Origin of the sequence: Nocardia sp. NBC_01329 (assembly GCF_035956715.1) — a bacterium.
Classification (GTDB): Bacteria; Actinomycetota; Actinomycetes; order Mycobacteriales; family Mycobacteriaceae; genus Nocardia.
Window position 1 is genome coordinate 1,415,393 of the sequence record NZ_CP108381.1, and the last position, 15,603, is coordinate 1,430,995.

The 15,603-nt window shown below is 66.5% G+C and carries 15 protein-coding genes; 12 read left to right on the forward strand and 3 right to left on the reverse strand.

All coding sequences use genetic code 11. From position 1 onward, the window contains the following. Positions 1 to 50: 50 nt before the first annotated feature. The 3 genes from OG405_RS06610 to mptB form a co-directional block, all read right to left on the reverse strand. A complete protein-coding gene (locus tag OG405_RS06610; protein WP_327150734.1) occupies positions 51 to 842 on the reverse strand; it encodes an ABC transporter permease in 792 nt (263 codons plus the stop codon). 120 nt (positions 843 to 962) lie between these two features. After that, on the reverse strand, positions 963 to 1,895 hold the full coding sequence (locus OG405_RS06615) for an ABC transporter ATP-binding protein (protein WP_327150735.1): 933 nt from the start codon (positions 1,893 to 1,895) through the stop codon (positions 963 to 965). Next, positions 1,892 to 3,550 carry a polyprenol phosphomannose-dependent alpha 1,6 mannosyltransferase MptB gene (gene mptB / locus OG405_RS06620; protein ID WP_327152245.1) on the reverse strand — a complete coding sequence of 553 codons (1,659 nt, stop codon included), beginning with the start codon at positions 3,548 to 3,550 and terminating at the stop codon, positions 1,892 to 1,894. The genes OG405_RS06615 and mptB overlap by 4 nt, the downstream gene beginning before the upstream one ends. Before the next feature lie 564 nt (positions 3,551 to 4,114). Here mptB and OG405_RS06625 point away from each other — a divergent pair. The 12 genes from OG405_RS06625 (at position 4,115) to OG405_RS06680 (ending at position 15,602) form a co-directional block, all read left to right on the forward strand. Next, positions 4,115 to 4,969, forward strand: coding sequence for a helix-turn-helix transcriptional regulator (locus tag OG405_RS06625; protein ID WP_442790730.1), 855 nt, complete (start codon positions 4,115 to 4,117; stop codon positions 4,967 to 4,969). After that, positions 4,966 to 6,402, forward strand: coding sequence for a Fe-S cluster assembly protein SufB (gene sufB / locus OG405_RS06630; RefSeq protein WP_327150736.1), 1,437 nt, complete (start codon positions 4,966 to 4,968; stop codon positions 6,400 to 6,402). The genes OG405_RS06625 and sufB overlap by 4 nt, the downstream gene beginning before the upstream one ends. A gap of 11 nt (positions 6,403 to 6,413) precedes the next feature. Further along, positions 6,414 to 7,616 (forward strand): Fe-S cluster assembly protein SufD, encoded by a 1,203-nt coding sequence (gene sufD / locus OG405_RS06635; protein ID WP_327152247.1) that lies wholly within the window; start codon positions 6,414 to 6,416, stop codon positions 7,614 to 7,616. 38 nt (positions 7,617 to 7,654) lie between these two features. Then, a complete protein-coding gene (gene sufC / locus OG405_RS06640) occupies positions 7,655 to 8,425 on the forward strand; it encodes a Fe-S cluster assembly ATPase SufC (RefSeq protein ID WP_327150737.1) in 771 nt (256 codons plus the stop codon). A 1-nt stretch (position 8,426) separates the two neighbouring features. After that, entirely contained in the window at positions 8,427 to 9,680 is a 1,254-nt protein-coding gene (locus tag OG405_RS06645; protein WP_327150738.1) for a cysteine desulfurase, read from the forward strand. A 3-nt stretch (positions 9,681 to 9,683) separates the two neighbouring features. Next, positions 9,684 to 10,181, forward strand: a complete 498-nt coding sequence (gene sufU, locus OG405_RS06650) for a Fe-S cluster assembly sulfur transfer protein SufU (protein ID WP_327150739.1) — start codon at positions 9,684 to 9,686, stop codon at positions 10,179 to 10,181. Beyond that, positions 10,178 to 10,567 (forward strand): metal-sulfur cluster assembly factor, encoded by a 390-nt coding sequence (locus OG405_RS06655; protein ID WP_327150740.1) that lies wholly within the window; start codon positions 10,178 to 10,180, stop codon positions 10,565 to 10,567. Before sufU ends, OG405_RS06655 begins: the two co-directional genes overlap by 4 nt. Positions 10,568 to 11,374: 807 nt before the next feature. Then, positions 11,375 to 12,958 (forward strand): ATP-binding protein, encoded by a 1,584-nt coding sequence (locus OG405_RS06660; RefSeq protein WP_327150741.1) that lies wholly within the window; start codon positions 11,375 to 11,377, stop codon positions 12,956 to 12,958. Continuing rightward, positions 12,958 to 13,392 carry a roadblock/LC7 domain-containing protein gene (locus tag OG405_RS06665; protein ID WP_030521402.1) on the forward strand — a complete coding sequence of 145 codons (435 nt, stop codon included), beginning with the start codon at positions 12,958 to 12,960 and terminating at the stop codon, positions 13,390 to 13,392. The genes OG405_RS06660 and OG405_RS06665 overlap by 1 nt, the downstream gene beginning before the upstream one ends. Further along, positions 13,389 to 13,736, forward strand: coding sequence for a DUF742 domain-containing protein (locus tag OG405_RS06670; RefSeq protein WP_327150742.1), 348 nt, complete (start codon positions 13,389 to 13,391; stop codon positions 13,734 to 13,736). The genes OG405_RS06665 and OG405_RS06670 overlap by 4 nt, the downstream gene beginning before the upstream one ends. After that, on the forward strand, positions 13,711 to 14,334 hold the full coding sequence (locus tag OG405_RS06675; protein ID WP_327150743.1) for a GTP-binding protein: 624 nt from the start codon (positions 13,711 to 13,713) through the stop codon (positions 14,332 to 14,334). Before OG405_RS06670 ends, OG405_RS06675 begins: the two co-directional genes overlap by 26 nt. Further along, positions 14,331 to 15,602, forward strand: a complete 1,272-nt coding sequence (locus OG405_RS06680) for a cytochrome P450 (protein ID WP_327150744.1) — start codon at positions 14,331 to 14,333, stop codon at positions 15,600 to 15,602. Before OG405_RS06675 ends, OG405_RS06680 begins: the two co-directional genes overlap by 4 nt. Position 15,603: the final 1 nt, after the last annotated feature.

Genomic DNA, 15,603 nt, shown 5'->3' on the forward strand with positions numbered 1-15,603 from the left:
GGCGGCCGGCGGCCGCCGACGAGCGGACTACTACAACTTGTCGTGGTCGGCTATTCGAAGCGGAACCAGCGGGCTGCCAGCAGGCCGGCGACGGTGCCCCAGACGATCAGCGCCCCGACACCCAGCCAGTCGACACCGCCGGCGAGCGCGAGTTCCAGCGCCACCGCGAGCGCGCCCGAGGGCACCAGCCGGACCAGCGTGTGCACCGCCGCGGGTAGTTCGTTGGAGGCGAAGACCACACTGGCGATACCGAGCATGACGAACCAGAGGATATTGGCCAGCGCCAGCACCACTTCGGCCTTGAGCGTGCCACCCAGCAGCAGCCCCATCGCCGCGAACGTAGCGGTGCCCAGCGCGATGAGGACCGCGCCCAGCAACAGGCCCAGCGGAGTCGGTCGCCAGCCCAGCGCCACCCCGATCGACCCGAGCAGGACCGCCTGCAGGATCACCACGAGCAGGACCGCGCCGCTCTTACCCGCGACGATCCCCCAGCGCGGCAGCGGTGTGGCGCCGAGTCGTTTCAGTGCGCCGTAACGCCGGTCGAAACCGATGGCGATGGCCTGTCCGGTGAACGCGGTCGACATCACCGCCACCATCATCACCGCCGGCACGATCTTGTCGATCTTGTCCGGACCCATATCGCCGAACGGGAGCAGCGCCAGCCCGATCAGGAGGGTGATCGGAATGAACATGGTGAGCAGCAGCTGCTCGCCGTTGCGCAGCAGCAACACCAGATCGAGCCGGGTCTGCGCCAGCAACATGGCCAGTCGCGGCGCCGGTCGCGGGCTCGGGGCGAAGGTGCCCGGTTCGAAGCGGTTGGTCGTCCGATCAGGCGTCGTCACCGGCACTCCTAGTAGCTGACAGATGCGGTCCGCGCAGGATCGCATCACTCGGCCTGTTTCGAAGCTGTCGGATGCGGTCCGCGCAGGCCGTAGCGACGGCGGAGGTGTCGCAGTATCGAATCACGCGCGCAGATCCCGTCCGGTCAATTCCAGGAAGACGTCCTCGAGGCGGCGCTGATCGATCCGGATATCGGTGGCCAGCACGTTCACCCGAGCACACCACGCGGTCACCGTGGCCAGTACCTGCGGATTGATTTCGCCCTCCACCAGATACGACCCTGGACTGGTCTCTTTGGGGGCGAATCCCTCCGGGAGTGCCATCCGCAACAGTTCGAGGTCGAGTTTCGGTGGGGCCGCGAAACGTAACTGACCGGCCGCGCCGTGCGCGGTGACCTCGGCCGGAGTGCCGGAGGCGACGATCCGCCCGTGATCGACGATCACCAGATGATCGGCCAGCTCCTCGGCCTCGTCCATGAGATGGGTGGTGAGCAACACGCTCACACCGTCGCGCCGCAACGCATCGATCAACTCCCACACCATGATCCGCGCCTGCGCGTCCATACCGGCCGTGGGCTCGTCCAGGAAGACGATCTCCGGGCGACCCACCAGCGCGCAGGCCAGCGACAACCGCTGCTGCTGTCCGCCGGACAACCGGCGATACGGAGTCCGGCGATGGTCGGCCAGGCCCAGGACGCCGAGCAGCCAGTCGGGGTCCAGCGGTTTCGCCGAATAGGACGCGACCAGATCCAGCATTTCCCCGGCCCGCGCGCCGGGATAGGCACCGCCGCCCTGCAGCATCACCCCGATCCGGGGCCGCAACTGTTCGGAATCGGCGATCGGGTCGAGGCCGAGTACCCGCACCTGCCCCGAATCCGGGCGGACGAAGCCCTCGCACATCTCCACCGTGGTGGTCTTACCGGCGCCGTTCGGCCCGAGAAGGGCGAACACCTGCGCGGGCTCGATGGTGAAACCGATACCGTCCACCGCGATCGTCTCGCCGTAGCGTTTGGCGACGTGGTCCACCTGAACGGCGGGTACCAGGGAAGCGGTCACGAGGTCCCACCGTAGGCCCCGGCCGGCTGTGACGGGGCCGACACCCCCTGCTGCGTCCGCCAGGGCAGCGCATTCCGGGTGACCACGATGAACAGCAGCGACACGATCACGGTAGCCACGGCCGACCCCACGATCTGGAACACCTCGAGATCGGCACCACGGGGCATCAGGATCACGCTGACCACCGCGGAGATACCGATCGCCGGCGCCCGGAAGACCGGACGGGTGGCCCAGGCCGCCATCGGCACGATGGCCCAGAGTAGATACCAGGGCTGGACCACCGGGAACAGCAGCACGATCGCGCCCAGCGAAACCCCCAGCGCGCCGACCGGATGCAGCCGTCCGGTCCAGGTGGCGACCAGCATGCGCACGGTGATGAAGCCCGCTACTACGGCGGCGATGGGCCGGGTGATGCTCAGCAGCGCGGTGGTGTGATCGCCCAAGCCGAGCAGTACGCCGCCGAATCCGGTGACGATACCCAGCGCCGTGGGTAGCGACATCCAGCTGCGCACCGCACTGGCCGTGTTCAACGTATTGAGCCAGCCGAAGCCGAGCCCGCTCACGGTGCTGATCACCATCGTCACCATCACCGCGATCAGTCCGAGCAACCCGGCTGCGGCCAGGATCGGCCGCAGCCCCGGGCCCCACCGGCGGGCCAGGGCCATTCCGGCGAATCCCAGCGCGATGATCGAGGTGACCTTGACCGACGAAGACAGGCTGATGACGACCGCCCCGCCGATCAGCAGGGCCCAGCCGCGGCCGTCCAGCGGTGGTGGTCCGCCGTTGCCGGGGACCCCGTGGATCGCGCGCAGCACGAATTCGAGACCGGCCAGCATCAGACCCAGCATCAGCGCGTCGTTGTGCACGCCCCCGATGAGATGGAACAGCACCAGGGGATTGGCCACCCCCAGCCACAGCGCGCTCACCGGGGCCACCCCGCAGCGCACGGACAGGCGCGGCAGCGCCCAGACGATGAGCGCCACCCCCACCAGCGCCAGCAGCCGGTGTACCCAGACTCCGGCGAGGATGTTCTCCCCGGTGAGCTCGGCGATCCCGTGGCCTATCCACAGGAACAACGGCCCGTACGGTGCCGGCGTCTCGCGCCAGATATTGGGGACGTTGTTGGTGAGGACATTGTCGATGCCCAGGCCCGCGACGGGACCTTCCTGATAGGGGTCGATGCCGCGGGCGGCGATCTCGCTCTGCGCGAGATAGGAGTAGACATCGTTGCTGAACATCGGCGGTGCCACGCACAGCGGAATGATCCAGAGCAGCAACGTGCGATCGAACTGGCGCCGGGTGAGCCGGTGCAATGGCGACCCGCCGAATCCGCCGACGGCGAACCGCCCCAGCAGCAGCCACGCCAGCACGACGGTCACCGTGCCGACCATGCACATGGCCAGCGACCCGGTATGCGCCCGCGCGAAGATGCCGAGGACCCGCATTCCCGAGGTCGGGTTCTGGTGGACCGGTTGAGCGCCGATACCGAGGGCGCTGATCGCCATGAGTACGGTGCCGGTGGCGCCCATCAACCGGATCCGGTCCAGCTGTGCCCGCTCCCGGCGATCGAGGCCCGGGACCTCGGTTTCGTCGCTGTGCAGAATCGCGATGGTGTGGTCCGGGGGCGGTACATCCAGCCCGAGTGCGCGCCGCACCAGTTTCAGCGCGCGCTGCCCGTTCGGCGCGCGTTGCCCGCGCGACGCTACTGCGCCCGGGGCGCCTGCCTGTCCTGCCACGGTCACCGAGACTAGTTCGCCGGAGGCGCTGTTCGCCCCCGGCCCGGAGCATCTTGTCGGGGAGGCCGGCGGAATCACCGCACGTTCGCCCGGCCGTGCTCGCCGGATACGGGGTCGGACACCTTTCAGCTACCGTGACGGTCGGTGGGCGATCCGATGCCGGACGCCCCGGGGTTCCGTGAACGTCCCCTCGGGTTCGCGGGTGAGTATGCGATGGCCTTGCCGACGCCGACGGGTAGATCGTGGCAGTGCGTCCGGGCAGCAAATCAACCGGCGCCGAACCGGGAAGCGCGGTGAATCCCCGGTGCAGTGAAGCACATCACTCCATTGATCCGGTGGGAGCGTCACGAGCGGGTGTTTCTCGCCCGAGCAGGCGATTTCGCGAATTTCGGCCCGATGCGGCGCCCTGGGGCGACCCTCCTGTTCAGGGCACCCTTATTAGATTTCGGGAACGAATTCCGCCACACTGATGTTGTGAAAACTATGGGTTTGCCGAATGCGGACGAAAGGGCTGGTCACCGCGCCGGTACCGGGTCCGTCGGCGTGCCCGCGTCCGGTGGTGAGGGACATACCCGCGCCGCTATCGTCCGGTTGCTGCTGGAGGAAGGGCCGATCACCGCCACCGCGATAGGTAGTGCCCTGGGCCTTGCTCCGGCGGGAGTGCGCAGGCACCTGGACGCGCTCATCGAATCGGGCCAGGCCCGCGCCGGGCGTTCGGCACCCTGGCAGCAGAAGGGTCGCGGCCGCCCGGCCAAGCAATATCAGCTCACCGCCGCCGGGCGTGGCATGCTCGGCCACGCCTACGACGATCTGGCCGGTGCGGCCATCCGCCAGCTGCGCGAGATCGGAGGCGGGGAGGCCGTCACCGCGTTCGCTCGTAAACGCGCGCGCACCCTCGTCGACGGGATCGAACCGCTGCCCGCGCATCTCCCGGAATCCGCCGCGAACAGCTCCGGCGCCCAGGGCGCTACGGTGCAGTCCGGCACCGTAGAGAAGGCCGCGGAGATCGCCACCGCGCTGTCGGACGCGGGCTTCGCCGCCAGTACCCGCCGGGTAGGCGCGGGCGTGCAGATCTGCCAGCACCACTGCCCGGTCGCCCACGTCGCCGAAGAGTTCCCGGAGTTGTGCGAGGCCGAACTCGAGGCTTTCCGGGAGGTTCTGGGCACGCACGTCCAGCGGCTGGCCACCATCGCCAACGGTGATTGCGCCTGCACCACCCATGTGCCGCTGACGGTGCTGCCGACCGCAGTCGCCGACCGACCGAACAACACTTCATCCTCAACCGTTGCACAGCCCGCAACGGACGCACCGAACGACTCCGGAAGGAGCGCCGAATGACGACCACCACCGACCAGGTGCCACCGCTCACCCAGGAGGAGGCCATCGCCTCACTGGGCAATTACGGGTACGGCTGGGCCGATTCGGACGCGGCGGGAGCCAGCGCGCAGCGTGGTCTGTCCGAGGAGGTCGTTCGCGATATCTCGGCCAAGAAGGACGAGCCGGCCTGGATGCTGGAGAACCGGCTCAAGGCGCTGCGCATCTTCGACCGGAAGCCCATGCCGAACTGGGGTTCCAACCTCGACGGTATCGACTTCGACAACATCAAGTACTTCGTGCGCTCGACCGAGAAGCAGGCCGAGAGCTGGGAGGACCTGCCCGAGGACATCCGCAACACCTACGACAAGCTGGGTATCCCGGAGGCGGAGAAGCAGCGGCTGGTCTCGGGTGTCGCCGCTCAGTACGAGAGCGAAGTCGTCTACCACCAGATCCGCGAGGACCTGGAGCAGCAGGGCGTCATCTTCCTCGACACCGATACCGCGCTGAAGGAGCACCCGGAGATCTTCCGCGAGTACTTCGGCTCGGTCATCCCGGCCGGGGACAACAAGTTCTCCGCGCTGAACACCTCGGTGTGGTCGGGTGGCTCGTTCATCTATGTGCCGCCGGGCGTGCACGTGGACATTCCGCTGCAGGCCTACTTCCGGATCAACACCGAGAACATGGGCCAGTTCGAGCGCACTCTGATCATCGTCGACGAGGATGCCTACGTGCACTACGTCGAGGGCTGCACCGCGCCGATCTACAAATCCGATTCGCTGCACTCGGCGGTCGTCGAGATCATCGTGAAGAAGGGCGGCCGCTGCCGCTACACGACCATCCAGAACTGGTCGAACAACGTCTACAACCTGGTCACCAAGCGGGCCAAGGCCGAGGCGGGCGCGACCATGGAATGGATCGACGGCAATATCGGCTCCAAGGTCACCATGAAGTACCCGGCCGTCTGGATGACCGGTGAGCACGCCAAGGGCGAGGTGCTCTCGGTCGCCTTCGCCGGTGAGGGGCAGCACCAGGACACCGGCGCCAAGATGTTGCACCTGGCCCCGCACACCTCCTCGACCATCGTGTCCAAATCGGTGGCCCGCGGCGGTGGCCGCGCCTCCTACCGCGGTCTGGTACAGGTCAACAAGGGCGCGCACGGATCCAAGTCGACGGTGAAATGCGATGCGCTGCTGGTCGACACGATCAGCCGCTCCGACACCTACCCCTACGTCGATATCCGCGAGGACGACGTGACCATGGGGCACGAGGCGACGGTGTCGAAGGTGTCCGAGGAGCAGCTGTTCTACCTCATGAGCCGCGGGATGACCGAGGACGAGGCAATGGCCATGGTGGTGCGCGGCTTCGTCGAGCCCATCGCCAAGGAGCTCCCGATGGAGTACGCCCTGGAACTCAACCGGCTGATCGAACTGCAGATGGAAGGGGCCGTCGGCTGATGAGCGAGCTTGTGAGCGATCCGATCAACACAACCAGTGGGCCTTCGAATCTTTCCGAGGCCGCCGAGGCTCGCCGGCCGGCGATCAACAAGGGGGAGGTGTTCACCTCCTTCGATGTGAATGCCTTCGAGATCCCCTCCGGTAAGGACGAGGCGTGGCGGTTCACTCCGCTGCGCCGGCTGCGCGGCCTGCACAACGGCACCGCTACCGCCGATGGGCAAGCCGGCGTCGAGATCGGGCAGGTCACCGGTGTCACCGTGGAGACCGTGGGTCGCGACGATTCCCGCCTGGGGCAGGGCGGTACCCCGTCCGACCGGGTCGCCGCCCAGGCGTACTCCGGCTTCGCACAGGCGACGGTCATCTCGGTGGGTACGGAGATCGAGGTCGCCGAACCCGTCGTCGTGCGGATCACCGGACCGGGTGAAGGGAAGACCGCCTACGGTCACCTGCAGGTGCGGTTGGCCGAATTCGCCGTCGCCACCGTAGTGATCGACCAGCGCGGTAGTGGAACCTACGCCGAGAACATCGAATTCGTGCTCGGCGACAGCGCCAAGCTGACCGTGGTGGCGGTGCAGGACTGGGCCGACGATGTCGTGCACGCCACCGCACACCACGCCCTGGTGGGTCGCGACGCGGTACTGCGGCATATCGCGGTCACCCTCGGTGGCGAACTGGTCCGGCTCACCGGCAATGTCCGCTACGCGGGCCCGGGCGGTGACGCCGAACTGCTCGGCCTGTACTTCGCCGACGCCGGCCAGCATTTCGAACAGCGTCTGCTGATCGATCACGCGGTGCCGCACTGCAAATCGAACGTGCTGTACAAGGGCGCGCTCCAGGGTGATCCCGATTCGCCCAAGGGCGACGCTCGCACGGTCTGGGTCGGGGATGTGCTGATCCGGGCCGCCGCCGAGGGAACCGACACGTTCGAGATCAACCGCAACCTGGTCCTCACCGACGGTGCCCGCGCCGATTCGGTGCCGAACCTCGAGATCGAGACCGGTGAGATCGTCGGCGCGGGCCACGCGTCGGCGACCGGCCGGTTCGACGACGAGCAGCTGTTCTATCTGCGTGCCCGCGGTATTCCGGAAGACGCCGCCCGCCGCCTGGTGGTGCGTGGTTTCTTCCACGAGATCATCCACAAGATCGGGGTCGGCGAGGTCGCCGAGCGGCTCGAGGCGGCCATCGAGGCCGAACTCGCCGCGGTCGGCGTCTGACCACCCAGCCCACAGCCACCGAAGGAATTCGACACCTTATGACCACCCTGGAAATCAAGGACCTGCACGCCGAGGTCGCCACCCCGGACGGGGACACCGTCAAGATCCTCAACGGTGTGAACCTCACCGTGAAATCCGGCGAGACACACGCCATCATGGGCCCCAACGGCTCCGGTAAGTCGACGCTGTCCTATGCCATCGCCGGGCATCCCAAGTACACCGTCACCTCAGGTTCGATCACCCTCGACGGTGAGGACGTCCTGGAGATGTCGGTGGACGAGCGGGCGCGGGCCGGACTGTTCCTGGCCATGCAGTACCCGGTCGAGGTTCCCGGTGTCTCGATGTCGAACTTCCTGCGCACGGCCGCGACCGCGGTGCGCGGTGAGGCGCCCAAGCTGCGGCACTGGGTCAAGGAGGTGAAGGAGTCGATGAACGAACTCGATATCGACGCCGCCTTCGCCGATCGCAGTGTGAACGAGGGTTTCTCCGGTGGTGAGAAGAAGCGCCACGAGATCCTGCAGCTGGGCCTGCTCAAGCCGAAGATCGCCATTCTCGACGAAACCGACTCCGGTCTCGACGTGGACGCACTGCGTATCGTCTCCGAGGGCGTGAACCGCTACCGGGAGCGGGAGAGCGGCGGGGTGCTGCTGATCACCCACTACACCCGCATTCTGCGCTATATCCAGCCGCAGTTCGTGCACGTGTTCGTGGGCGGGCGCATCGTCGCCGAGGGCGGTGCGGAACTGGCCGAGGAACTCGATGCGAACGGCTATGTGAAGTTCACCCAGACCGCAGGAGCCGGAGCCTGAGATGACCGCGACCCTTCCCGCCTTCGACGTCGCCCGGATCCGGGCCGACTTCCCGATTCTGAACCGTACGGTCCGGGACGGGAAGCCGCTGGTGTACCTGGATTCCGGGGCTACCGCGCAGCGGCCGCTGGCGGTACTGGACGCCGAACGTGCCTTTCTCCTGGAGAGCAATTCCGCGGTCCATCGCGGTGCGCACCAGCTCTCGGAGGAGGCCACCGACGCCTACGAGGACGCCCGCGCGCAGATCGCGCGGTTCGTGGGCGCCGCGGCCGATGAGATCGTGTTCACCAAGAACGCGACCGAATCGCTGAACCTGGTGACCTACTCGTTCGCCGACGACCGGTTCCCGTATCACGTCGGTCCGGGCGACGAGATCGTGATCACCGAACTGGAGCATCACGCGAACCTGGTGCCGTGGCAGGAGCTGGCCCGTCGTACCGGTGCCACCCTGCGCTGGTACGGCGTGACCGAGGACGGCCGGATCGACCTGGATTCGCTCGAGCTGTCGCCGGCCACCAAGGTCGTCGCCTTCTCCCACCAGTCCAATGTCACCGGTGCGGTGGCGCCGGTCGCGGAACTCGTCCGCCGGGCCCGGGCCGTCGGTGCGCTGGTGGTGCTCGACGCCTGCCAGTCGGTACCGCACGCGCCGGTCGACTTCCACGCGCTGGATGTGGACTACGCGGCGTTCTCCGGGCACAAGATGCTCGGGCCGTCCGGAGTCGGTGTGCTCTACGGGAAACGCGCGCTGCTCGCGGAGACCCCGCCCTTCATCACCGGTGGTTCCATGATCGAAACAGTGACCATGGAGAAGACCACCTATGCGCCGCCGCCGCAGCGATTCGAGGCCGGAGTACCGATGACCTCGCAGGTCATCGGGCTGGGTGCCGCGGTGCGGTATCTGGACGAGATCGGGATGGACGCGGTGGCCGCCCACGAGCACACTCTCGTCGATGCCGCGCTCACCGGGCTGGGTTCCGTACCGGGTGTGCGGATCATCGGCCCGACCGAGAACGTCGATCGTGGTGGCGCGGTCGCTTTCCTCGCCGAGGGGATCCACGCCCACGATCTGGGGCAGATCCTGGACGACGAGGGCGTGGCCATCCGGGTGGGCCACCACTGTGCCTGGCCGCTGCACCGTCGTTTCGGTATCGCCGCGACCGCCCGCGCCTCGTTCGCGCTGTACAACACCGTGGACGAGGTGGACAAGCTGGTCGCTGCGGTGCGGAAGGCTCAGAGCTTCTTCGGGGTTGCCTAGAACATGCGTATGGAGCAGATGTACCAGGAAGTGATCCTGGATCATTACAAGCATCCGCACAATCGCGGACTGCGGGAGCCGTTCGGTGCCGAAGTGCATCACGTGAACCCCACCTGCGGCGACGAGGTGACGCTGCGGGTACGGCTCGGTGCCGACGGTGCTGTCGAGGACGTGTCCTACGACGGCCAGGGGTGCTCGATCAGCCAGGCTTCGGTCTCGGTGCTCACCGATCAGGTGATCGGGCTGCCGGTTGTCGAGGCGCTGGGGGTCGTCGACTCGTTCAATGAGATGATCGGCAGCCGGGGGACTGTCGAAGGCGACGAGGACGTCATCGGCGACGGAATAGCCTTCGTCGGCGTCTCGAAATATCCGGCCCGGGTGAAATGCGCGCTGCTGGGCTGGATGGCGTTCAAGGACGCTGTGTTGCGAGTCGACGGCGCGGCCGATTCCGCCGCGGCCGCATCAGATACCGACCCATCACGGAACGGGGAAACAGCATGACCGACACTCCTGCCACCGAGGCGACCGCGCCGGAGAGCGCGGCCGCTCCCGAAGTCGAACTGTCGGCCGAGGATCTGGCGCAGCTCGCCGATCTCGAAGAGGCGATGCGCGATGTGGTCGATCCCGAACTGGGCATCAATGTCGTGGATCTGGGACTGGTCTACGGGTTGCGGGTCGAGGAGACCACCGCGGTCCTGGATATGACGCTGACCTCGGCAGCCTGCCCACTCACCGATGTGATCGAGGATCAGTCCCGCAACGCCCTGGTGCGCAGTGGCCTGGTCGACGATCTGAAGATCAATTGGGTCTGGATACCGCCGTGGGGTCCGGACAAGATCACCGAGGACGGCCGCGAACAGTTGCGGGCGCTCGGCTTCACGGTCTGAGACCGGCCCCTCACCCACACGGATAATTCGCGACGGCGACCGTACCGGTCGCCGTCGCGTTCTGGTCTGTACCCGAATTGGTTCGGACAGGAGACGGGGAGCGGGCTGCTGGTACGGCCCGGTCGGCCCTTCCGGTAGGTCGACTGCATTTCGCCCGCTAATGGTGTGCTTTCACTGGAATGCGGCTATTTCACGTTCCCGCCGTGTGGTCGATCGAGTGTTCGCATAGCGGATTTCGCCGGAGACCCGGGCTCGATTCGACCGGCCCGGTGCAGTATTCGATCTGTCTTGATATCAATTTTCCGAGCCTGCCGCCAATCGCCGACCGGTCGGTCCGCTTTTGGTGCTCCGCCGCTGGTGATAGAGGATCCGGTCGCGGTGTGCCCCCGGGTGCCCCGGCTGCGCGTCCCGGCCCGGCGGTGTCCGCGGCCGTGATCTTCACCGTCGCAATACCTTCCGCATTCCACGAGGTCGCGGCCCTATCACGGAAAGGTGACAATCGATTATCGGCCGTTATTGAGAGAGTTCACCACAATGCTGCTACTGTGAGCGAGTCGTCGGGTTCCGGGCCATCGGAGCTGTGCTCCGATGGTGAGCGATCGGCCGAATGACTTGTCCCTTAGTTACTTTCGAGTAGCCGAAAGTAACTAAGGGATATGTCACCGACCGTTACCGCGGTGCCCGGCACGGACCTCATCCGGCCAGGGGCGAACACGGTCGGCGTCGCGAGGAAGGCGAGACGAAGCGCCGTGGCCTGCCACGGCACCTCGTGGCGCACCTCGAGCCCCGTCAACGACGAGAAAGCTGATGAATCTGAATACCGCCGTGCTGCTTCCCTGGATACTCGCCCCCATATTGGTGCTCGGCGTGGCGTGGTACGCCGTTCGGGCCGTGCGAGAACAACAGAAACGACTCGATGTGCTCGAGCGGGAGCTGGCTGTGCGCGAGGACGCGCTCGAGCATCTCGCGGCCAGTACCTTGCCCGCCCTCTCGGAGTCCCACCGCCGGTTCGACCAGACTGCTGTCGCACCCGAAGTACCTCCGGGACTGGAGAATTCGCGCTTCGCGCAATGCTTGCGCTGGATCATCGACCGCGTCTCCGAGGAACTGCGCACCGTGCAGACCGAGACCCGCGAAGCCGTCACCCGTGAGATGGAGGAGCAGGTCCGTACCTCCGTCTCCACCGCGGAACGCAATGTCCGCACCGAGGCCGACGCCGGCCGCGAACGCGCGGAAACCCTTGCGCGTGAAGCGACCAGCGCCGCGGTCCGCTCGTTCGGCACCTCCGTGGTGAGCTTGGGTGCCGACGTCTCCCAGGTCGTGAGTTCCGCACTGCGTGAACACCGCGACGACCGCGTGTACGAGACGCTGATCCGCATCGACCACACAGTGCAGCAGATGATCCGCCAGGCGCAGTCCTACGTGATCGTCTGCGGTGGTCTGCCCGGTCGCCGCTGGCCCGCCCAGTCGCTCACCGATGTCGTCGGTGGTGCGACCGGTCGTGTCCGTGACTACCTGCGGGTGCGCCCCTCCCAGCTGGATCGCATCGTCATCAGTCGTGCGGTCGAACCGCTGGTGCACACCCTGGCCTCGCTCATCGACAACGCGCTGCGCTACTCGCCGCCGACCTCTTTCGTGGACGTGACCTTCCAGGAAGGTCATCACGGTGTCACCGTGATCGTCGACGACGCCGGCGTGCGGATGAACGCCGAGCAGATGGAAGAGGCTCGGCAGGTCCTGGCCAACGAACGCTCGATCGATATCCACCAGCTGGGCCCGGCCCCCAAGGTCGGTTTCCCCGGTATCGCCGCACTTGCTCGCCGTTACGGGTTCACCGTCTACATCGATGGCCCCAATGCCTACGGCGGTATGCGCGCCATGGTCTACATTCCGGAGGCACTGCTGGTCGCACCGAAGACCAACCAGGACAACGACGCCGCGCTGCCCGTCAGCGCTCCGGCCCCGCGTGAACTCGCGGCGGTGCCCGGAGGGCAGGCCTCGTCGGTATCGGGAAGCTCGGGTAACGCCTTGGTCGGTAACGCCGTATCGTCCGGTGGTGGAGCACATTCGGCGACGAGTACCGGAGCGCATGCCGCGTTACCGGTGACGCCGGAGATCTCCCGCCCTGCCCAACGGACCCCGTCGGCAGGCGAGACCGACGAGACCGAGAGCGAGCAGCGTACGACAGTCCACGACATCACCAGCGGCGGTCTGCCCCGACGCCGACGTCGGGCCGCGGCCGTCCCCGCCGATATCAACGATCGTGCGTCCGGACAGGACGACCGGACCGAAGCGGGGCAGCCCCGCCCCGATATCGCCGCCGCCTGGCAGAGCGGCTCCAAGAGCGGCCGTGCCGCCGCAACCGAACACACCGAAGGGATGACATCCTGATGGGTTCACCGAGGACAGTGGTATCCGACAGCACCAATAAATTGGGCTGGTTACTGGACGATCTCGAGGTTCCCGGCGTCCGATTCGCCGTTCTGCTGTCCGAGGACGGGCTGCGCATCGCCCATTCGGCGGGTATCGCGAAAGACGATGCCGAGCGATTCGCGGCCGCGGCCTCCGGCCTGCGGTCGCTGGGTAAGGCGCTCGGCGAGTTCTGCGGCAGCAACGGAAACGACGTGCGGCAGAACATGACCGAATACGACCAGGGCATGATCATGATCACCGCGGCGGGCGAGGGCGCGCTCCTGGGTGTGGCGACCATGACCGATATCGATGTGGGCCTGATCGCCCACCGAATGAACGAGCTGGCCGGCCGCGTGGGTCACGAGCTCGGTAGCGAACCTCGCAGAGGCGCACACGGCGGCGATCTGCAATGAGCCGGTCGCGGCGTGATCCAGACCTGGTCCGTGCCTATGTGCGGACCGGCGGACGCTCCCGTCCGACCCGCGAACTCGGCCTGGTGACCCTGGTCCTCGCCGTCGGGGATCCAGCGCCGGGCTCCACGCCGGACGCACGCCGGGTGGTCGATGTCTGTGCACGCGGTGCCCTGTCGATCGCTGAGGTCGCCGCCTATCTCGACCTCCCGCCGTCGGTGGTGACCATCGTGGTGTCCGATCTGCTGGACAGCGGACATCTCAATATCCCGACCCCGGCGGAGATAATGCCGGAGATCGCCCTGCTCGAGGAGGTACTCAATGGGCTCCGTGCTCTCCCGGCCTGATCGGCCCGCGGACTACGGCCGCGCGGTCGACTATGTGCCGGAGACGGTGACCCGATCGGTGAAATTGCTGGTTGCCGGTAATTTCGGCGTCGGCAAGACCACCTTCGTGAGCAGTGTCTCCGAGATCAAGCCGCTGCGTACCGAGGAGACCATCACCGAGGCCAGCGTCGGGATCGACGATCTGGGCGGGCTGGGATCGAAAACACAGACTACGGTCGCCATGGACTTCGGCCGTATCACGCTCAACCCCGAATTGGCCCTGTACCTCTTCGGTACACCGGGCCAGCAGCGGTTCATCCCGCTGTGGGAGGAACTGGCCAAGGGCGCGCTCGGTGCCCTGGTACTGGTGGACACCCGGCGCATCGAGAAGGCCGACGAGGTACTGGCCGTACTCGAGGAACGCGGTGTGCCGTACGCGGTCGGCGTGAACGAGTTCGAGGGTTCGAATCGGTTCCCGCTGTCGGAAGTGCGCGAGGCGCTCGATCTGACTGCCGACACTCCGCTGATCGCCCTCGACGCCCGTGATCGGCGAACCTGCATAAAGTCGCTGATCACGCTCGTCGAGTTTCTGTTCCGCCGATTGGAGTCTCGTCTTTGACCACGCAGTTCTCTCCGGTTCCACAGCAACAACCTCCATTTGCCGGATGTCCGGTAGTACATGGAGACCCCACCGGAGGCGGCGGCGACCGATTCAGCCTGTTCTCCGAGGAATTCGCCGGTGATCCGCATCGTGCCTACGCCGCCATGCGGAGCCGGTACGGATCTCTGGTCCCCATCGATCTGGCGCCGGATGTCCCCGCCACCTTGGTGATCGGTTACGACGCGGCTGTCCGGATCCTCAACGATTCCGACCGGTTCCCGGCTGATCCACGGACCTGGCAGACGAGTATTCCGCCCGATTCACCGGTCAAGCCGATGATGGAGTGGTACCCGAATGCCCTGCGCAACAGCGGCGATCTGCACCAGCGCTACCGCCAGGCCTACGTGCACGCGATCGACGGGATCGATCTGCACGAATTGCATCAGACGGTGGAGACGATCGCGGTTCCGCTGATCAACTCCTTCTGTGAGACCGGTAGAGCCGATCTCGTCACGCAGTACGCTTTCCCGCTCGTATTCGAAGTGGTCAACCGGATGGTCGGTTGCTCGCTCGAATTGGGCGAGCGGGTCGCCAACGGTATGGCCGCGCTCTTCGACACGGTCAACGCCGAATGGGGGATGGCCCACCTCAGCGAAGCGTTGATGGAACTCATCTTCCAGAAACGTTCCGATCCGGGCAACGATGTGACCTCCCGGCTGGTGCACCACTCGGCGAAACTCGACGACGAGGAGATGCTGTCCAATCTGATCAGCTTCTACGGCGCCGGGGTGGAACCCCAGCAGAACCTGATCAACAACACGCTGCTGCTGATGATGACCGACGACCGGTTCGGCGGGAACATGCTCGGCGGTGCGTTGTCGACCCGCGACGCGCTGGACGAGGTGCTTTTCAACGACCCCCCGATGGCCAACTTCTGCACCACCTACCCGCGGCAGCCGATTCTCGTGGAGAACACCTGGCTGCCGGCCCACCAGCCGGTGGTGATCAGCCTGTCCGCGTGCAACAACGATCCGGCCATCCGGGGTGCCGACCATACGGGCAACCGGTCCCATCTGGCCTGGAGTATCGGTCCGCACGCCTGCCCCGCGCAGTCCCCGGCGTTCGTGGTGGTCCAGGAGGCGATCGACCTCCTGCTCGATGCGTTGCCCGAACTGGAACTGGCGGTGGCGCCGGAAGAACTCGTCTGGCGTCCCGGCCCCTTCCACCGGGCGCTGGCGGCCCTGCCGGTCGTCTTTCCGCCTTCTCCGCCGCTGAATCTCGTATAAG

Excerpts from the sequence above, each read along its gene's own strand:
- OG405_RS06625 (WP_442790730.1), top strand. The coding sequence starts at position 4,115 with ATGGGTTTGCCGAATGCGGACGAAAGGGCTGGTCACCGCGCCGGTACC.
- sufB (WP_327150736.1), top strand. The coding sequence starts at position 4,966 with ATGACGACCACCACCGACCAGGTGCCACCGCTCACCCAGGAGGAGGCC.
- sufC (WP_327150737.1), top strand. The coding sequence starts at position 7,655 with ATGACCACCCTGGAAATCAAGGACCTGCACGCCGAGGTCGCCACCCCG.
- OG405_RS06645 (WP_327150738.1), top strand. The coding sequence starts at position 8,427 with ATGACCGCGACCCTTCCCGCCTTCGACGTCGCCCGGATCCGGGCCGAC.
- sufU (WP_327150739.1), top strand. The coding sequence starts at position 9,684 with ATGCGTATGGAGCAGATGTACCAGGAAGTGATCCTGGATCATTACAAG.
- OG405_RS06655 (WP_327150740.1), top strand. The coding sequence starts at position 10,178 with ATGACCGACACTCCTGCCACCGAGGCGACCGCGCCGGAGAGCGCGGCC.
- OG405_RS06660 (WP_327150741.1), top strand. The coding sequence starts at position 11,375 with ATGAATCTGAATACCGCCGTGCTGCTTCCCTGGATACTCGCCCCCATA.
- OG405_RS06665 (WP_030521402.1), top strand. The coding sequence starts at position 12,958 with ATGGGTTCACCGAGGACAGTGGTATCCGACAGCACCAATAAATTGGGC.
- OG405_RS06670 (WP_327150742.1), top strand. The coding sequence starts at position 13,389 with ATGAGCCGGTCGCGGCGTGATCCAGACCTGGTCCGTGCCTATGTGCGG.
- OG405_RS06675 (WP_327150743.1), top strand. The coding sequence starts at position 13,711 with ATGGGCTCCGTGCTCTCCCGGCCTGATCGGCCCGCGGACTACGGCCGC.